The organism is Kitasatospora sp. NPDC048296, from assembly GCF_043201815.1.
GTDB lineage: Bacteria > Actinomycetota > Actinomycetes > Streptomycetales > Streptomycetaceae > Kitasatospora.
In genome coordinates this window covers 1-3108 of the sequence record NZ_JBICZB010000167.1, presented here as the reverse complement: position 1 = coordinate 3108, position 3108 = coordinate 1, and the positions used below count along the sequence as shown (strand labels likewise).

Here is a 3108-nt window from a genome sequence, read left to right as displayed (position 1 = left end):
GACCGGACCAGCTACAAGGCCACCATCAGCATCGACATCCTGACGACACCAGACCCGTGACCGGAACCCGCAGGCTCTATCTACACGGCGTTGGAGCTAGACCTGTTGGTCGGCCCCGCGAAGCAGTTACTGGACCAGGAACGCAACTTCCGGGAGAGAAACCCCGAAGACTGCCCGTACCCCTTCTACCCGGAACTGGGAGGACTCCTGCCGTGGGCAGGAACCGACAACGGGGACCGCGTGTGCTGGCTCACGGACAGGAAGCCGGACGAGTGGACGGTCGTCTGCTGGAATCCGCGGGGCTGGTACTACGACGCGCATCCTGTGGGTGCGGTCGAGTTCCTGGTCGGCTGGCTGTCGGGACACATCAGCACCAACGTCTTTCCCAATGCCGCTGAATTTGTCGAGGAGGAGTGAGAAGCCGTTGTCGTACCGAACTTGATCGGCGGGTTTCCGCAGTTCAGGCATGATGCCGGCATGGCGAGGCATGCTCGGGCCGTTGGGTTGTCTCGTTGGTGGAGGTGCCGGGATGGCGTCGGTGGTGGGTCTCCTGGAGGAGCGGGAGCTGGCCGCGCGTGAGCGCGTGGAGGAGCTTCGGGAGGTGGCGGACCGGGTACTCGCTGAGCTCGCCGAAGCGGAGACGGCCTGGCACGAGTGGCTGATCGCCCGGCAGCGCGTTGGCGAGGTTCTGTCCGGGCCGCGGCCCGGACAGGCAGGTGAAGCTGGCCCGGGAGCCGGTGGGTCTTCCGGGTCGGAGCCCGCGACGAACGCGCCCGCCGAGGTCTTTCCACCGCGGGCGGCTCGTGCGGGCTCGATCGTCCCGGTGTGGCGTCCCGCGCTTTCCATGGACGCGCTCGCTCCCCACTACCGGCGCATCCTCGCGACGCTCACCGAACAAGCATCCGGCGGGAAGCCAGTGATGTCCTGTCAGGAGATCACTGCCGTACTCGGGCTGGAGCCGGTTCCGGCAAGTGTGGAAGGAGTGCGGTCGAAGATGAAGCGGCTGGCCGACCGGGGCTGGGCCGACGAGCCCACCCCGGGACGGTTCACGCTCGCCGCCGGGCCGGCCGGCGGCTGATGAGTATCGTCATCGACCACGGCACCCTCTGCTCATGCACGGCGGGGCCGTGTATCGTCTCGTCCTCGCGTGATCGCCGACGAAAGAGCAGCCGTGCAACCGATTGTCCTGTTCGACCTGGACGGCCTTTTGATCGACTCCGAGCCGGTCTGGGACGCGGCAAAGCGTGAAGTGTTCGGTCCGCTTGGCCTGCACCTCACAACGGAGATGCAGGCGGCGACGCGCGGGCTGCGGCAAAGGGACATGGTGGCCTATTGGTTCGATCGGGCCACCATTCAAGCCGGCCCCGACGACGTCGAGCAGCAGATCGTGGCCGCCGTGTGCCGCAGGTTGGAGGGAGTGGCGCTGAAACCCGGCGCCGAACACGCCGTCGCGGCGTGCGCGCGTGCATCGAGGGCGATGGCCGTCGTGTCATCTTCGCCGGAGTCGGTGATTCGGCATGCGCTCGCGAGCACCGGCCTCGACCGATCTTTCGATGCCGTGTTTTCGGCCGAGGACGACGAACACGGCAAGCCCCACCCGGGCGCCTATCTCCGCGCAGCCGCCGCCCTCGGCGCGTCACCCGGCGAATGCATTGTGATCGAGGACTCGCTCAACGGCGTCCTCGCTGGCGTGTCAGCCCAGATGACGGTCGTCGCCGTTCCCGAGGCCGCTGATCGCTGCGATCCTCGCTTTGCGATTGCCACTCTGGTACTGGAGTCCCTCAAGGATCTCGATACCTCTGTATTCGGCGCGTATGTGTCCAGGGGGAGCCAGGACGCCACGTGGGCATCGCGTGCTGCGGATCCTCAACCGTTCCGCGAACCAGATCGTGCTGTATGACGCCCTCGATCGTGGGTTCGGGTCTTCACGGGTGAAGGCCCGAACCCACCCGGGACGGTTCACGCTCGCCGCCGGGCCAGCCGACGGCTCATGAGCATCGTCATCGACCACAGCACCATCTGCTCATGCACGGCGGACAGCGTCTCGTAGTCGCGCACCAGGCGCCGCGAGCGCATCAGCCAGCTCAGCGTGCGTTCCACCACCCAGCGTCTGGGCAGCACCACGAACCCCGAGGCGTCGTCGCTGCGCTTGACGATCTCCAGAGCGAGCCCCAGTTGCTGCTTCGCCCAGCTGACCAGGCGACCCGCGTAGCCGCCGTCGGCCCACACCAGGACGATCCTGCGATAGCGGGCCCGGACACGTTCCAGCAGCGGCATCGCGGCGTCCCGGTCCGTCACGTTCGCCGCGGTGACCATCACGGCCAGCAGCAGCCCCAGGCAGTCGACCGCGATGTGCCGCTTGCGCCCCGGCACCTTCTTGGCCCCGTCGTAGCCGCGGGTGGCCGCCGGCACCGTGGCCGCCGCCCGCAGTGACTGCGCGTCGATCACCGCCGCGGTCGGCTCCGGATCGCGGCCGGCCTCCTCGCGGACCAGGCCGCGCAACCGGTCGTGCAGTTCCGCGAGCAAGCCCTTCACACGCCACCGCCGCGCGAAGGCGTAGACGCGGTCCCACGCCGGGAAGTCACCCGGCATCGCTCGCCAGGTGATGCCGCCCGCCACCAGATAGCGAACAGCGTCCAACATCTGTCGGTGGCAGTACCCCTCCGGCTGGCCGCCCCTACCCTCCAGCCAAGCGGGCACGGGCATCGCGTCACGCACGACGGCCCACTCCGCGTCGCTCATGTCGGACGGGTACCTCGGCCGCCTGTGTGGATGGTCCCCGGCGTTCCCGAACCGGTGAGCGAGACAATCACACTCACGCGCAGCCGAATTGGAGGCAGCTGGCGCGAGGGCGTACAACAGCGACAACAGGGCCTCCTGGCGCGCTCATGGTCTTCAACAAACCCGAGCTGCACCAGAGGCCCTATCTTCATGCGCGGCACGCCACAAGATCACCCGACCGAGCCGGCGCAATCGAACCCACGCTCACCAAGATCGATAGAGCAACGGCTTCTCAACGCCGCTGCGTTATGGCGTGAGTGCGCAGGTCAAGGGGGCTTGAACGAGGCAACGGGACACCTGTAGATCAACGATCGGCGAAGAAAGTCG

Annotated in this window: 4 protein-coding genes; 3 read left to right on the top strand and 1 reads right to left on the bottom strand. The window is 67.5% G+C overall.

Annotation, left to right across the window (positions count from 1 at the left end; translation table 11 throughout):
- Positions 1-90: 90 nt before the first annotated feature.
- The 3 genes from ACGF12_RS38140 (at position 91) to ACGF12_RS38130 (ending at position 1900) form a co-directional block, all read left to right on the top strand.
- The gene (locus ACGF12_RS38140; protein ID WP_393041122.1) at positions 91-417 is read left to right on the top strand and encodes a hypothetical protein; all 327 of its coding nucleotides are present in this window, start codon (positions 91-93) and stop codon (positions 415-417) included.
- A gap of 112 nt (positions 418-529) precedes the next feature.
- On the top strand, positions 530-1078 hold the full coding sequence (locus ACGF12_RS38135) for a hypothetical protein (protein WP_393041119.1): 549 nt from the start codon (positions 530-532) through the stop codon (positions 1076-1078).
- 69 nt (positions 1079-1147) lie between these two features.
- Complete coding sequence (locus ACGF12_RS38130; protein WP_393041116.1) at positions 1148-1900, top strand: HAD family hydrolase; 753 nt, start codon at positions 1148-1150, stop codon at positions 1898-1900.
- 59 nt (positions 1901-1959) lie between these two features.
- On the opposite strand, the gene ACGF12_RS38125 is transcribed toward ACGF12_RS38130, so the two are convergent.
- Positions 1960-2742 (bottom strand): IS5 family transposase, encoded by a 783-nt coding sequence (locus ACGF12_RS38125; protein ID WP_393041113.1) that lies wholly within the window; start codon positions 2740-2742, stop codon positions 1960-1962.
- Between the last annotated feature and the right edge of the window lie 366 nt (positions 2743-3108).